This is a genomic window from Pseudomonas sp. stari2, assembly GCF_040760005.1.
Classification (GTDB): domain Bacteria; phylum Pseudomonadota; class Gammaproteobacteria; order Pseudomonadales; family Pseudomonadaceae; genus Aquipseudomonas.
Genome location: NZ_CP099760.1, coordinates 2,227,545 through 2,241,280 on the forward strand (window position 1 = coordinate 2,227,545; position 13,736 = coordinate 2,241,280).

General features: G+C 61.7%; 9 protein-coding genes. 3 read left to right on the forward strand and 6 right to left on the reverse strand.

Features of this window, described 5'->3' with window-relative positions; genetic code table 11:
- Positions 1-130: 130 nt before the first annotated feature.
- From NH234_RS10290 to NH234_RS10305, 4 genes are all read right to left on the reverse strand, one after another.
- A complete protein-coding gene (locus NH234_RS10290; RefSeq protein WP_367256421.1) occupies positions 131-1,801 on the reverse strand; it encodes a protein kinase in 1,671 nt (556 codons plus the stop codon).
- Between the two features lie 7 nt (positions 1,802-1,808).
- Positions 1,809-3,020, reverse strand: a complete 1,212-nt coding sequence (locus tag NH234_RS10295; RefSeq protein WP_007952035.1) for a NarK/NasA family nitrate transporter — start codon at positions 3,018-3,020, stop codon at positions 1,809-1,811.
- Positions 3,021-3,241: 221 nt separating this feature from the next.
- Positions 3,242-3,817: an ANTAR domain-containing response regulator gene (locus NH234_RS10300; protein WP_367256422.1), complete on the reverse strand. Its 576-nt coding sequence runs from the start codon at positions 3,815-3,817 to the stop codon at positions 3,242-3,244.
- A 15-nt stretch (positions 3,818-3,832) separates the two neighbouring features.
- The gene (locus NH234_RS10305; protein ID WP_367256423.1) at positions 3,833-5,044 is read right to left on the reverse strand and encodes a CmpA/NrtA family ABC transporter substrate-binding protein; all 1,212 of its coding nucleotides are present in this window, start codon (positions 5,042-5,044) and stop codon (positions 3,833-3,835) included.
- A 223-nt stretch (positions 5,045-5,267) separates the two neighbouring features.
- On the opposite strand from NH234_RS10305, the gene NH234_RS10310 reads away from it, so the two are divergent.
- The gene (locus NH234_RS10310; protein WP_011333259.1) at positions 5,268-6,287 is read left to right on the forward strand and encodes a quinone-dependent dihydroorotate dehydrogenase; all 1,020 of its coding nucleotides are present in this window, start codon (positions 5,268-5,270) and stop codon (positions 6,285-6,287) included.
- Between the two features lie 138 nt (positions 6,288-6,425).
- Here NH234_RS10310 and NH234_RS10315 read toward each other — a convergent pair whose 3' ends face one another.
- Positions 6,426-6,641: a ribosome modulation factor gene (locus NH234_RS10315; protein WP_003223300.1), complete on the reverse strand. Its 216-nt coding sequence runs from the start codon at positions 6,639-6,641 to the stop codon at positions 6,426-6,428.
- Positions 6,642-7,172: 531 nt separating this feature from the next.
- Between NH234_RS10315 and rlmKL the strand changes: the two genes are divergently transcribed.
- Together rlmKL and NH234_RS10325 are read left to right on the forward strand one after the other, a co-directional pair.
- Positions 7,173-9,443, forward strand: a complete 2,271-nt coding sequence (gene rlmKL / locus NH234_RS10320) for a bifunctional 23S rRNA (guanine(2069)-N(7))-methyltransferase RlmK/23S rRNA (guanine(2445)-N(2))-methyltransferase RlmL (RefSeq protein WP_367256424.1) — start codon at positions 7,173-7,175, stop codon at positions 9,441-9,443.
- A 146-nt stretch (positions 9,444-9,589) separates the two neighbouring features.
- Positions 9,590-11,974: a diguanylate cyclase gene (locus NH234_RS10325; RefSeq protein ID WP_085732404.1), complete on the forward strand. Its 2,385-nt coding sequence runs from the start codon at positions 9,590-9,592 to the stop codon at positions 11,972-11,974.
- Positions 11,975-12,102: 128 nt separating this feature from the next.
- On the opposite strand, the gene dacB is transcribed toward NH234_RS10325, so the two are convergent.
- A complete protein-coding gene (gene dacB, locus NH234_RS10330; protein ID WP_085732405.1) occupies positions 12,103-13,563 on the reverse strand; it encodes a D-alanyl-D-alanine carboxypeptidase/D-alanyl-D-alanine-endopeptidase in 1,461 nt (486 codons plus the stop codon).
- Positions 13,564-13,736: the final 173 nt, after the last annotated feature.

Here is a 13,736-nt window from a genome sequence, read left to right on the forward strand (position 1 = left end):
GCGGTAATGCAGTGGTTGTGCCAAGTCGCGCTGAGCCTTGAATTCATTGATGTGGCGCGGGCATTGGCCAGAGAGTCATCGTGGTTTTTGCACCGATTGGATGCGGCTTGCCCGTTAATGGAGCGACAAGTCAGCCATGAAACAACAGGAACAGCAGCACCAGGTTGCCCAGCAGCGCCAGTAACGCCAATGTCCGCCAGACCTTCAGCGGTTCCCGTTCGAGCAAGGGACGAGGGCGTACATTCAGGCTGCGGCGTTCACCTTGCTCCAGAATCAGCAGCCATTCCTCGGCGGTTTCATACCGTTGCAATGGATCGGCCGCCACACCGCGTTCCAGACACTGCGCCAGCCACTCCGGCAGATCCGGGCGATAGCGACCGGCGCTGACCGGCACCCCGAAACGCGGGCGCTGGAAGGCTTCGATCTCGCCGTAGGGAAAATGTCCGGTGAGCAAGAAATACAAGGTCACGCCCACCGCATACAGATCCTGTTGTGCGCTGGGTACTGCGCCCTGAAAGGCTTCCGGCGCGATAAAGCTCGGGGTTCCGGGGAGGGTCGACGGGGCGTCCTGCGACAGACCGGGGCAATACGCCAGACCGAAATCCAGCAGACGCAACTCGCCGTCGTCCCCCAGGTGCAGGTTTTCCGGTTTGATGTCGCGGTGCAGGATCTGCCGTCGATGCAACAGGCCGATAGCCCGCAACAGGCGTTCGGCCAGATCCTGCCACTGGGCCAGTGGCAGAGGGCCGCTTTGTTCGAATAGCTGAGCCAGGGTCGTCCCTGAATATTCACGCATCACGTAGTACAAATGCTGACGCTGACCGGCGCTATGGACTTCGGGAAAGTGCCGCCCGGCGACGCGTTTGAGAAACCACTCCTCCGCCAGCAAGGCTTGACCGGCCTGGGCATCGTCTGCCAGTTGTGCAGGCAACGTTTTCAAAAGCCAGGCTTGGCCCTGGCCATCGAGCACGCGATACAGCAATGATTGCTGGCTCTGACCGACGATCCCTTGTACCTGCCAGCCTTCGAATGCCTGACCCGGTTTCAGCGGCGGGGGCAGCGGCCACTGCTGCAAATGAATCAGCGCATCGCCAAGGCTGGCCTCGCCGACGGCATCCACGCGCACCAATAAGGCACTGGCATTGTCCTGACTGCCGGCCAGATGCGCGGCGTTGACCAGAGTTTGCGCGGCACTTTGCAGGTCCGGTTGATCGCGGAGAATCCCGGCGATAGCAGTATCGCCGAGCGACGCCCACACGCCATCACTGAGCAGCACGAAACATTCGTCCTCACACAGTTCACCGTCGAGAAAATCCAGCACCAGATGCTGATCCAGCCCCAGTGCGCGCTTGAGCACATGCTGCATGCCCGGTTGATCCCAGACGTGATCCTCGCTGATCCGCTGCAAGGTCTCGTTGTGCCAGCGATAGACCCGGCAATCACCGACATGCGCCAGGGTAAATTGCCGGCCCCGCAGGACCAGCGCACTGACCGTAGTGAGCAGCGGCTGGCCGCCACCGTTGACCTGCAACCAGCGGTTTTGCGCGAGCAGCAGACGATCGAGGGCCTGGGCCACGCTCCAGGTTTCCGGGGTGGCGTAGTAGTCCAGCGCCAGTGCCTGCAAGGTCGAACGCGCCGCCAGACCGCCATCGGCGCACTGGCTGACGCCGTCGGCGATGGCGAACAGAAACCCCTTGCTGGCAGCCAGCGCCGGGGCCGGAGTCACCAGGCGCAAGGCATCCTGGTTTTCCACGCGGGGGCCGGTGGCGCTGGCTTCGGCAAAGCTCAGTTGCAGAGCCATTCGGGCCTCAGACCCGGGCAGCGGTCACGGCCGCCGAACCCCAAGTGGTTCTCCAGCGACGTTTGACCCCGTGCAGACCGAACCACGCCAACACACCCAGGCTGGCGAACAACCACAGCGCCAGTTGATAGCTGCCGGTGCTCTGTTTGATAGCTCCCATGCCTGCTGCCAAAGCGAAACCGCCGATGCCGCCGGCCATTCCGATCAGGCCAGTCATCACACCGATCTCGCGGCGAAAACGCTGAGGCACCAGTTGGAACACCGCGCCATTACCTGCGCCGAGACCGAGCATGGTGCAGACGAAAAGTGCCAGCGCCGCATAGGAACTGGGCAGATTGAAGCCGACGGCCGCGATGCAGACCGCCGCCACCGTATACATCGCCAGCAACGTGCGAATCCCGCCGAAACGGTCAGCCAGCGCGCCGCCCAGCGGGCGCATCAGGCTGCCGCCGAACACACAGGCCGCGGTGTAATAACCGGCGGTCACCGGGCTCAAACCGTATTGATCGTTGAAGTAACCGGGCAGGGCGCTGGCCAGGCCGATGAAGCCGCCGAAGGTGACGCTGTAGAAAAACATGAACCACCAACTGTCGCGGTCGCCCAGGGCTTTGAAGTAGTCGGCCATGGATTTGGCTTTTGGTCGCTCCGGTGCGTTTTTCGCCAGCCAGGCAAACAGCACCAGGGTCAGGATCAGCGGGATCAGGGCGAAACCGAATACATTGCTCCAGCCGAACGCCGCCGCCAAAACCGGGGCAATCAACGCCGCGAACACGGTCCCGGAATTGCCGGCCCCGGCAATCCCCATCGCCTTGCCCTGATGCTCCGGCGGATACCACTGCGAGGCCAGCGGCAGCGCCACGGCAAACGAAGCGCCGGCCATGCCGAGGAACAAGCCAAGCAGAAGCGCCTGTTCGTAACTGTGGATACCGAGTTTCCAGGCGCCGAACAGCGCGCAGATCACGATCACCTGACCAATCAGCCCGGCGGTTTTCGGCGACAGGCGATCGGCAAGCATGCCCATCGCAAAGCGCAGCACGGCGCCGGCCAGAATCGGCGTGGCCACCACGAGGCCGCGCTGCTGGGTCGTCAGGTGCAGGTCGGCGGCAATCTGCACCGCCAGCGGGCCGAGCAGGTACCAGACCATGAAGCTCAGGTCGAAATACAGGAAGGCCGCGAACAGAGTCGGGGTGTGGCCGGATTTCCAGAAGCTTTTATTCATCGCGCACCTCAGCGGTAGAGAATCTCGAGAAGGAGTCAGAACCAGCACAGTGGGGCGCCGCCACGGCCGCACCACCGGCCCCGGTCAATGGGGCCAAAACGCAAAAACGCCGCTACCCGGATCGCCGAAAGTGGGCAACGAGGGTGAGCGACGTCTTTGTCGTGGGTGGGGCAACCGCCGTTGGTTACCTGTAGCGATTGCTTAGCGAGATCTGTGCCAGCTCAGCCAAGCAACTCGCTCATGGCAATGATCTGCTCCGCCACCTGAATCAGTTTCTGCTGGCGGCTCATGGCCTGGCGGCGCATCAGGGTGTAGGCCTCTTCTTCGTTGCACTCCTTCATTTTCATCAGCAGCCCTTTGGCCAGTTCGATGCGTTTGCGCTCGGCCAGTTGCTGGTCGCGGGCCTGAAGTTGGGCGCGCAGTGCCTGGTCGCTTTCGAAGCGGGCCATGGCCACGTCGAGAATCGGCTGCAAGCGTTGTGCGTGAATGCCTTCGACGATGTAGGCACTGACCCCGGACTTGATCGCCTGACGCATCACGCCGGGGTCGTGCTCGTCGGTGAACATCACGATCGGCCGTGGCTGGTCGCGGCTGACCAGCACCACTTGTTCCATCACATCGCGGCTTGGTGACTCGGTATCGATCAGGATCACGTCCGGGCGCACCGTTTCGACGCGTGCGGGCAGGTCGATGGTCAGGCCGGACTCATCGATGACCTCGAAACCGGCCTCGGCCAGCGCAGCTTTAAGGCGCCCGACTTTTTTCGCTGTGTCGTTGATCAGTAGAATGCGCAACATGTTCGCGGTCTCCTGTCAGCGGTGGGCGAGCAGAGGGGCGTTGTTGCTCAACGCGTGCAGCTTGAAGCTTTGCGCGTAAGCGGCCGGGTCGCTGCCGTCCCAGACCTTGCCGTCGATCAGCTGGCTGCTGCGCATATCCTCGGTGCCAACTGGCACACCGACAGTGCTGGCCGCGTCGCGGTACAGCGTCAGTTGCTGCACTTGACGGGCGACGGCGAGGTAATCCGGGTCGTCACGCAGCAAACCCCAACGGCGGAACTGGGTCATGAACCACATGCCATCTGACAGGTACGGCAGATTCACCTTGCCATCGCCGTGAAAGCGCAGTGCGTGCGGATCCTGCCAGCGGTTGCCCAGACCGTCGTCGTAGTCTCCGAGAAAACGCGGCTCGATGCAGGAAACCGGGGCGTCGAGGTACTCGGCGGCGCTGAGCAGGTGCGCGGTGCTGCGGCGGTTTTCCGGGCTTTCTTCGATAAAACGGCTGGCTTCGAGGATCGCCATCACCAGCGCCCGGGCCGTGTTGGGGTATTGCTCGACGAAGGCGCGGGTGCAGCCGAGGACTTTTTCCGGATGGTCGGGCCAGATAGTCTGGCTGGTCGCCAGGGTGAACCCGAGATTTTGCTGTACGGCGCTGGCTGCCCACGGCTCACCAACGCAGAAACCGTCGATGCGACCGGCTTGCAGGTGCGCGACCATTTGCGGCGGCGGCACCACCACGCTGTCGACATCCTGCAATGGATGAATCCCCTGGCTCGCCAGCCAGTAATAAAGCCACATGGCATGGGTGCCGGTGGGGAAGGTCTGGGCAAAGGTCAGCCTTGCGCGGGTTTGGTGCACATGACGGTCCAGCGCCTCAGGACCGGTCACACCCAGCCCCTGCAAGCCGTGGGACAGGTTGAGGCTCTGGCCGTTCTGGTTCAGCCCCATCAGCACCGCCATGTCGGTCGGCGCGATGCCACCGATACCCAGGTGGACCGCGTAGATCAGACCGTACAGGCTGTGTGCGGCGTCGAGTTCACCGCTGATCAAATTGTCCCGCAGGTTGGCCCATGAGTTCTGGCGCTTGAGATTCAGGGTCAGGCCGTAAGGCTGGGCAAAGCCCTGCGTGGCGGCGACCACCACCGAGGCGCAGTCGCTCAGGGCCATGAAACCCAGGTTGATTGCGCTTTTTTCCGGGGCATCGCTGCCGTTGACCCAGGCCAATGGCCCGACGGAGGTTTGAGTCATGAAAAACCACCTTCAAAAAAAACGTCGTCCGAGGCTTTGCCCGCGCAAAACCGAGAGACGACGCCATTGTCCTTGCCTGCACACCACCATTGGCCTGCGGGCTGATGCCGAGGAAGGTGCAAGGCATATGCCATGCGCACGGATTTACCCATGCGCCTCGCGCGGCGGGGCGATGCCCGGCTATAATCGCCGCCTCTTTTCGCCGCCCGAGTCATAGCCGCCCATGTACACCCTGGCCCGTCAGCTGTTGTTCAAACTTTCCCCGGAAACCTCCCACGATCTGTCGCTGGATCTGATCGGCGCGGGCGGGCGTTTGGGCCTCAACGGCTTGTTGTGCAAGGCGCCGGCGTCGCTGCCGGTCAATGTCATGGGCCTGCAGTTCCCGAACCCGGTGGGTCTGGCGGCCGGTCTGGACAAGAACGGCGCAGCCATCGACGGCTTCGCGCAGCTGGGTTTCGGTTTTGTCGAAATCGGCACCGTGACTCCGCGTCCGCAGCCGGGCAACCCGAAACCACGGATCTTCCGCCTGCCGGAAGCCGAGGCGATCATCAATCGCATGGGGTTCAACAACCTCGGCGTGGATAACCTGCTGGCGCGTGTGGCGGCGGCCAAATACAAGGGCGTGCTGGGGATCAACATCGGCAAGAACTTCGACACCCCGGTCGAGCGCGCAGTGGATGACTACCTGATCTGCCTGGACAAGGTCTACGCCCACGCCAGTTACGTCACGGTCAACGTCAGTTCGCCGAACACCCCGGGCCTGCGCAGCCTGCAGTTCGGCGATTCGCTCAAGCAATTGCTGGCGGACCTGGCCACGCGCCGCGCCGAACTGGCCCTGCGTCACGGCAAACATGTACCGCTGGCGATCAAGATCGCGCCGGACATGACCGACGAAGAAACCGCGCAAGTGGCGCAAGCGCTGATCGAAACCGGGATGGACGCGGTGATTGCCACCAACACCACCCTCAGCCGTGTAGGCGTCGAAGGCATGGAGCACGGTGACGAGGCGGGCGGTCTGTCCGGTGCGCCGGTGCGTGAGAAAAGCACCCACACCGTGAAAGTGTTGGCGTCCGAGCTGGGCGGCAAACTGCCGATCATTGCGGCGGGCGGTATCACCGAAGGCAAGCATGCGGCCGAGAAGATCGCTGCCGGCGCAAGCCTGGTGCAGATTTACTCCGGCTTCATCTATAAGGGCCCGGCGCTGATTCGTGAGTCCGTGGACGCCATCGCCGCCAAGCGCTGATCATCGGACATAAACGGCAGGCACAAAAAAGGGCTCCTCGAAGGAGCCCCTGGGCCGTAGCCCGCCGTCCGGGAAGGACGTGCATGGTGATCAGGTAGTTACGAAATCAGATTGTCGTGTCGCAATAAGTGCCCTGTGTCAGCCGACGGCGTGAAGTTCGTTGAGTCTGTGGATTCCCGCAGTGCCGGTCATACCGTCCCAGTTGTCGCCGCGTCCTTCTCGCCAGCCGTTGATCCAGGCTTGACGTACCGACGGTAGAGTAAATGGGCAAAGCTCACGGGATTTGCCACCAACGCCATATTGATATCCGCGCAAAAATGCTCTTTCCAACGGATCACGCTTAAGTCTTCTCATAGGGTGTTTCCCTCACTTGTTGACTGTTTTTGTCGCGTCGACCTCAATTGAGGTCTGGCAGAAAAACTCTGCCGTTGGCGGCTCGCTGCCGGCGTGGCGAGCCAAGGTGTTGACGCCGTTGCGACGTCAACCTGTGTCCAGTTCTAACCAATGAGTCACATCGAGGGAATGACCGTTTTGTCATAAGGACGTAACGAAAAGGGTGCTATGGCGATAAGTAACGGCAGGTTTCATGAATGTTTATTCACCAAACCCCGGTATGATCGGCCCTGCGCTGTATGACAGGTTTAATGCCTTAGTGAGAATGACCCACGTTTACCATCGGGTACTTTTCGACGAAGGGTTGCTTTGAGTCATTTTGTTGCATCAACTTTTTTATCTGTCCCGGCATCTAAGCTCCTTTGACCCGAGCAGCGGGGGATGGAACGGCACACCTTCGTGCCACGCGGGCGCTCTTGTAGAAAAGCGCCTGATTGAAAACCGGATCGGCAATGCGTTGCCGGTTCATTAGCCAAAGGCTCTGGAAAAACCATGTCCGACCGTTTCGAACTCTTCCTCACTTGCCCCAAAGGCCTTGAAGGCCTGCTCATCGAGGAAGCCGTCGGGCTTGGCCTTGAAGAAGCCCGCGAGCACACCTCCGCCGTGCGTGGCATGGCGACCATGGAAACCGCTTATCGCCTGTGCCTCTGGTCGCGTCTGGCCAACCGCGTGTTGCTGGTGCTCAAGCGCTTCCCGATGAAAAACGCCGAAGACCTTTACCACGGCGTGCTAGACGTCGACTGGCAGGACCACATGCTCGCTGACGGCACCCTGGCTGTTGAATTCAGCGGCCACGGCTCGGGCATCGACAACACCCATTTCGGCGCCTTGAAGGTCAAGGACGCCATCGTCGACAAACTGCGCACTCCGCAGGGCGACCGCCCGAGCATCGACAAGCTCAACCCGGACCTGCGCATTCACCTGCGTCTGGATCGCGGCGAAGCGATCCTGTCCCTCGACCTCTCCGGCCACAGCCTGCACCAGCGCGGCTACCGCTTGCAGCAGGGCGCTGCGCCGCTGAAGGAAAACCTCGCGGCGGCGATCCTGATCCGTTCCGGCTGGCCGCGCATTGCCGCCGAAGGTGGTGCGCTGGCTGACCCGATGTGCGGTGTCGGCACGTTCCTGGTCGAAGCCGGCATGATCGCCGCCGACATGGCGCCGAACCTGCGTCGTGAGCAGTGGGGCTTCACCGCCTGGCTCGGTCACGTCCCGGCGCTGTGGAAGAAACTGCACGAAGAAGCCGTCGAGCGTGCCGCCGTCGGTCTGGCCAAGCCACCGCTGTGGATCCGTGGTTATGAAGCCGACCCACGGCTGATCCAGCCAGGCCGCAACAACGTCGAGCGCGCCGGCCTGAGCGAATGGATCAAGATCTATCAGGGCGAAGTCGCGACCTTCGAACCGCGTCCGGACCAGAACCAGAAAGGCCTGGTCATCTGCAACCCGCCGTACGGCGAGCGTCTGGGTGACGAAGCCAGCCTGTTGTACCTCTACCAGAACCTCGGCGAGCGTCTGCGTCAGGCCTGCCTGAACTGGGAAGCGGCGGTGTTCACCGGCGCGCCGGATCTGGGCAAGCGCATGGGCATCCGCAGCCACAAACAGTATTCGTTCTGGAACGGCGCGCTGCCGTGCAAGCTGCTGTTGATCAAAGTGCTGCCGGATCAGTTCGTCACCGGCGAGCGTCGCACCCCGGAGCAACGCCAGGCCGAGCGCGAGCAAGCTGAATACGATCAGGCACCGAACGAGCCGCAAGAGCGCAAGTACAACAAGAACGGTAACCCGATCAAACCGACACCAGCCCCGGCTCCGGTGATCGAGCAGCCGCGCCTGAGCGAGGGAGGGCAGATGTTTGCCAACCGCCTGCAGAAGAACCTCAAGGCGATGGGCAAATGGGTCAAGCGCGAAGGCATCGACTGCTACCGCATCTACGATGCGGACATGCCGGAATACGCCATGGCCATTGACCTGTATCACGACTGGGTGCACGTCCAGGAGTACGCCGCGCCGAAGTCGATTGATCCGGAAAAAGCCTCGATCCGCATGTTCGACGCCCTGGCGGCCATTCCTCAGGCGCTGAACATCGACAAGAGCCGCGTGGTGGTCAAGCGCCGCGAGCGTCAGAGAGGCACCAAGCAGTACGAGCGTCAGGCGGCCCAGGGCAAGTTCAACGAAGTCAGCGAAGGCGGCGTGAAGCTGCTGGTGAATCTCACCGACTACCTCGACACAGGGCTGTTCCTCGATCACCGGCCAATGCGCATGCGGATCCAGAAAGAGGCGGCCGGCAAGCGCTTCCTCAACCTGTTCTGCTACACCGCGACCGCTAGCGTGCATGCAGCCAAGGGCGGTGCGCGCAGCACCACCAGCGTCGACCTGTCGAAAACCTACCTCGACTGGGCTCGCCGCAACCTGTCGCTCAACGGTTTCTCCGACAAGAACCGTCTGGAGCAGGGCGATGTGATGGCGTGGCTGGAAAGCAGCCGGGAAGAGTACGACCTGATCTTCATCGACCCGCCGACCTTCTCCAACTCCAAGCGCATGGAAGGCATCTTCGATGTGCAGCGTGACCAGGTGCAGTTGATCGACCTGGCCATGGCCCGACTGGCACCGGGCGGGGTGTTGTACTTCTCCAACAACTTCCGCAAGTTCCAGCTTGAGGAAAATCTGGCCGAGCGCTATGTGGTGGAAGAAATCACCGCCAGCACCATCGATCCGGATTTCGCCCGCAACGGCAAGATCCACCGCGCCTGGAAAATCACGGCTCGTTGACACTCTGCTCAATTGGATCCACAGAGCCTTGATTTTTAAAGGCTCTTGGATCCGATCAGTGCTAGCCAAATTAGTGGCTAATAGCTATAACTCACACACGGCCAATGGGGTTTTTCCCGCAGATGCTGGCGTAGTGAGTTGCCTTTATGTCGTTGCACCCCGTGCGCCCAAAAATACTGGGTTTCATCAGCGAAGAAGTCTCGGCCTGGCTGGTCGCGCTGCTGGTATTGCTCGCCGGCGGGATTCTCACGGGGTTACTCGCCTGGGCCACCCTCAATCAGTTTCACAACCAATTGCGTCAGCGCTTTCAACTGCTGGCCAATGAACGCTATAGCCGCATCGAAGAGCGGTTTCAGGATCAGGAGCAACGCCTCGACGGCCTGCGGCGGTTTTTCACCAACTCCGAATCGGTGTCCCGTGCCGAATTCGATGGCTATACCCAACCTTTATTACTGCGTACCCAAGCCTATTCCTTTGCGCTGCGGGTGAGGGGAGACGAGCGCGCCGCGTTCGAGCAACGTGTGCGCGATGAGGGGCAGCCCACGTTCAGCGTGCGCGAACTCAATGCCCACGGCGATCTGCAGTTGGCCTCGGCCCGCGACGAATACGTCGTCGTGGTGTACAGCCAGACGCAGAGCCGCCTCGGCTCCCCCCTGGGTTATGACTTGCTGGCCCAGCCATTGCGCCGTTCGACCCTGGAGCGTGCGGATCAACTCGGTGGCCTGGCAGTGTCGCAACCGATGCATTTGGTCAGTATCGAACCGGCTTACGCGCGGGGCGTACTGTTGGTGGCACCGGTCAAGCGCCCCGACGAAAGTAAGTCGTTCGGTTATGTGATGGCAGTGATCAGCATGCGTCAGTTGCTCGCCGACGGTTTGCCGGATGTCCTGCATGATTATCTTTCGGTGCGCATCCTCGACCTGTCGACCAATGATCAGCATGAGGTGCTGTTCGAGTCATCCAACGAGCCGGTCGCCAGCGATTTGTCGACCACGCGGCTGTTGCGCATGGCCGATCACGACTATCAAGTCGATATCGCGCCCAGCGAGGCTTTCCTGCAAGCCAACCATTCGTCGGTAGGCAGCGTGGTCATTCTGGGTGGCCTGCTCAGCCTGCTGCTCAGTGCGCTGCTGTATGTCCTGGTCAGTCAGCGCCAGCGCGCGTTGCGCATGGTCCAATTGCGCACCCAGGAACTGCATGAGCGTGAGCAGGAACTCAGAGGTACCCACGGCCAGTTGCGCGGAGTGCTCAATGCGGCTACCCAGGTGGCGATCATCGCCACCGACCTGCGCGGTGTGATCAACACCTTCAATCCGGGTGCCGAGCAGATGCTCGGTTACCGCAGCTGCGAAGTCATCGGCCACATGACCCTGGAAAACCTGCATTTCCCTCGGGAGCTCATTGCTCGTGCGGCGGAGTTGAGTGCCCGCTATGGCAAAACCATCCCGACCTGCCAGGCCATGCTGGTCGAGGGTGGCGAGGTCGGCGGGCATGAAGCGCGCGAGTGGACGCTGGTGCGCAAGGACGGCAGTCATTTGCCGGTGAACATGCTGGCCACCCCGGTACTCGACGAGCAAGGGCTGTGGGTCGGGCACCTGGCGATCTGCATCGACATCACCGAACGCAAGCGCGTGCACGAAGCCCTGGCGGCACGGGACGTGTTGTTGAAGAAGCTCAGCGCCCATGTTCCGGGCGGGATCTATCAGTTCAAGATGGAGTTCGACGGACGCTTCAGTGTGATCTACGCCAGCGACGGCATCCGCGAGATTTACGAGCTGGAGCCGGACGTGCTGTTGCTCAACGCCGAAGCGATCTTCACCCGCATTCATCCGCAGGATGTCAGCCGCGTGCGCAAGTCGATCCGCGCCTCGGCCGATAACCTCAGCCCGTGGCGCGAGGAATATCGCGTGCAATTACCCGAGCGTGGCCTGCGCTGGGTGCGCGGCGAAGCGACCCCCGAGGAACTGCCGGGCGGCGGCGTGCTATGGCATGGCTACATTTCGGACATTTCCGACTTGAAGCGGGTGGAGGAAGAACTGCGCGCCCTGTCGGTCACCGATGCGTTGACGGGTATCCACAACCGCCGTTATTTCCAGGAACGCCTTACCAGCGAAATGGCACGGGTCGAGCGCGGAGGTGGCGAATTGTCGGTGATCATGCTTGATATCGATCATTTCAAACGGATCAATGACCAGTATGGCCATGCGGTCGGCGACCGGGTGTTGCAGGCCGTGTGCGAGCGAATCGGTCATCGCCTTCGGCGTACCGACGTGTTTTGCCGTTTGGGCGGCGAGGAGTTCATGGTGTTGTGCCCGGACATCGACGGTGAGCACGCCTACATGTTGGCCAGAGAATTGTGGCAGGGCTTGCGCAGTGCGCCGGTAGATGTGGTCGGTGTGGTGACCGCGAGTTTCGGAATTGCCAGTTGGCGCCCGGGAGAGGGGGCTGATGCCTTGTTGCTGCGGGCTGACTCAGGGGTGTACGCGGCGAAGCAGGGCGGGCGGGATCGGGTCGAGCGGCAGATGAACTGAATCCATCTGCCGTTGACCCCCAGCGGGAGCGAGCTTGCTCGCGAATGAGTCAGCAAGGTCTGTGCATCTTCATCGACCGACTGGACGCCTTCGCGAGCAGGCTCGCTCGCACACTGTTTGTGGGGTGCTTACAGAACCGAAGCTGTCTGTGGCATTTTCGGCTGCTTATAGAGATCCAGCAGCACCTGATCCAGCACCGACGATGCACCGAACGGTGCCTTGTCGTTGAGGATCGCCACCACCGCCCAGGTATTGCCGTTGACGTCGCGGCTGAAGCCGGCGATGGCGCGCACGGTGTTCAGTGTGCCGGTCTTGACGTGGGCTTCACCACGCATCGCGGTAGTCTTCAGACGTTTGCGCATGGTGCCGTCGGTGCCGGCAATCGGCAGCGAACTGATGTATTCGGCGGCATACGGGCTGTGCCACGCGGCTTGCAGCATGGCGGCCATTTCCCGGGCGCTGACGCGTTCGGCACGGGACAGGCCGGAGCCGTTCTCCATCACCAGATGCGGCGCAGTGATGCCTTTCTTCGCCAGCCACTGACGGACCACGCGTTGCGCGGCCTTGGCGTCATCGCCGTCGGCGTCGTTGCGGAATTTCTGGCCCAGGCTCAGGAACAGCTGCTGAGCCATGGTGTTGTTACTGTATTTGTTGATGTCGCGGATGATTTCCGCCAGGTCCGGCGAGAACGCGCGGGCCAGCACTTTGGCGTTGCTCGGCGTCGGGGCCAGGCGATCCTTGCCCTGGATGCTGCCGCCCAGTTCCTTCCAGATCGCCCGCACGGCGCCGGCGGTGTAGGTCGCGTGGTCGAGCAGCGACAGATAAGTCTGCGAGCTGCAGCCTTCGCCCAACTGACCGGCAACGGTCACGGTGACGCTGCCATCGGCCTGCGGCACCGGGTTGTAGCGCACGCCACCGGTGCACTGTTTGGAGTTCAGCGCCTTGACGGTGTTTTCGATGTTGATGCTGGCAATCGGCGGTTCGACCGAGACCAATACCCGGCCATTGTCATTGCGGGCCACGAAGCGCAGGGCCTTGAGGTTGACCAGCAGCGAGTCGGGCTTGACCAGGAACGGCTTGTTCTCGTCGTTGCCGTCATCATTGAACTCAGGCAGTTGCGGCTGAATGAAGAAGCTGCGGTCCAGCACCAGGTCGCCGGTGATCTGAGTCACGCCGTTGGCGCGCAGGTCGCGCATCAGCAGCCAGAGTTTTTCCATGTTCAGCTTCGGATCGCCGCCACCCTTGAGGTAGAGGTTGCCGTTGAGGATGCCGCTGTTCAGGTCGCCGTCGGTGTAGAACTCGGTTTTCCACTGATGGTTGGGGCCGAGCATTTCCAGCGCCGCGTAGGTGGTGACCAGTTTCATGGTCGAGGCCGGGTTGACCGATACATCAGCGTTGTACACGGTCGGTGTGCCCGGGCCGTCCAGCGGCACCATCACCAGCGACAGGGCGCTGGGTTGCAGCTTGCTGGCCTTTAGGGCTTTTTCGACGTTGGGGGTCAGAGCGGTATTGATGGTGGCAGCTGAAACAGGCAGAGCCAGCGGCAGAAGAAGGCCGGCCAGGAGCAGAGGACGCAACGATTTGATCATATGAAATAAAACCCTACAGCCGAGGGGAAAAAGACGAGGACATGGATGAAAAGGCCCTCAGTGGTCATGAAAGTGTCGGCATTATGCCCCAAGGTGTAACAGCTTGTGCCTCTCGCAAGGGGGGCAATTCGTTATTTTTTTACGGGCGGTCGCACGCTCGTCCCGGATAGGCG

Bases quoted from the DNA above. Each gene is read 5' to 3' on its own strand.
- NH234_RS10305 (WP_367256423.1), bottom strand. From the start codon at position 5,044: ATGACTCAAACCTCCGTCGGGCCATTGGCCTGGGTCAACGGCAGCGAT.
- NH234_RS10300 (WP_367256422.1), bottom strand. From the start codon at position 3,817: ATGTTGCGCATTCTACTGATCAACGACACAGCGAAAAAAGTCGGGCGC.
- NH234_RS10315 (WP_003223300.1), bottom strand. From the start codon at position 6,641: ATGAGAAGACTTAAGCGTGATCCGTTGGAAAGAGCATTTTTGCGCGGA.
- NH234_RS10290 (WP_367256421.1), bottom strand. From the start codon at position 1,801: ATGGCTCTGCAACTGAGCTTTGCCGAAGCCAGCGCCACCGGCCCCCGC.
- NH234_RS10295 (WP_007952035.1), bottom strand. From the start codon at position 3,020: ATGAATAAAAGCTTCTGGAAATCCGGCCACACCCCGACTCTGTTCGCG.
- NH234_RS10325 (WP_085732404.1), top strand. From the start codon at position 9,590: ATGTCGTTGCACCCCGTGCGCCCAAAAATACTGGGTTTCATCAGCGAA.
- rlmKL (WP_367256424.1), top strand. From the start codon at position 7,173: ATGTCCGACCGTTTCGAACTCTTCCTCACTTGCCCCAAAGGCCTTGAA.
- NH234_RS10310 (WP_011333259.1), top strand. From the start codon at position 5,268: ATGTACACCCTGGCCCGTCAGCTGTTGTTCAAACTTTCCCCGGAAACC.
- dacB (WP_085732405.1), bottom strand. From the start codon at position 13,563: ATGATCAAATCGTTGCGTCCTCTGCTCCTGGCCGGCCTTCTTCTGCCG.